Source organism: Mesorhizobium sp. M7A.F.Ca.CA.002.05.1.1 (assembly GCF_003998335.1).
Classification (GTDB): domain Bacteria; phylum Pseudomonadota; class Alphaproteobacteria; order Rhizobiales; family Rhizobiaceae; genus Mesorhizobium.
Window position 1 is genome coordinate 1 of sequence record NZ_RZQI01001443.1, and the last position, 854, is coordinate 854.

The 854-nt window shown below is 64.2% G+C and carries 1 protein-coding gene; it reads left to right on the forward strand.

Annotation, left to right across the window (positions count from 1 at the left end; translation table 11 throughout):
* Positions 1-854 (forward strand): D-alanyl-D-alanine carboxypeptidase family protein (locus tag EN939_RS36220; protein ID WP_164751607.1); only part of this gene is annotated, 854 nt, incomplete at both ends.

The window sequence follows — 854 nt, forward strand, 5'->3', positions numbered from 1 at the left end:
TTCGTCGTCAGCGAAAACGCCTGGCGCAAGGGTGGCGCGCCTTCGGGGACATCGACGATGTTCGCCAAGCTCAAGTCGTCGATCCGGCTCGAAGACCTGATTCAGGGCGTGACCGTGCAGGCGGCCAATGACGGCTGCATCATCATCGCCGAAGGCATGTCGGGATCCGAGGACAATTTTGCCGCGCAGATGACCGAACGGGCCCGCCAGATCGGCCTCAAGACGTCGACTTTCGTCAATTCGACCGGCCTGCCGGCGGATGGCCAACAGACGACCGTGCGCGAGCTGGCGCAGCTCGCCCTGCACCTGTGGCGTGATTATCCGGATTTCTACCGCTACTACGGCCAGAAGGATTTTACCTGGAACAAGATCTCGCAGAGGAACCGCAATCCGCTGCTGGCGATGGACATCGGCGCCGACGGCCTGGCGGTCGGTGCGAGCGAGGCAGCCGGCTTCGGCATCGTCGGTACGGTCAGTCACAACGGCACACGGGTGATCGCGGCGATGAGCGGGCTGGCCTCGGACAAGGAGCGTGCCGAAGAGGCGCGAAAGCTGCTCGACTGGGGTGTCCGCTCGTTCGAGAAGACCGAAATCTTCGCCAGGGACGAGGTGGTTGGAGAAGCCCAGGTTTTTGGCGGCGCCAAGCCCGGGGTGATGCTGAAGGCCAAGGGTCCGATCGACATCTTCCTGCCGATCACCAATCGCGACAAGCTGACGGCCAGGATCGTCTATGACGGCCCGATTGCAGCACCGGTGGAGGAGGGGCAGCCGGTGGGCGCGCTGCGCGTCTGGATCGGCGATACGCTGAGCCAGGAGACGCCGCTTTTCGCCGCCGAATCGATCGGCGTCGGCAC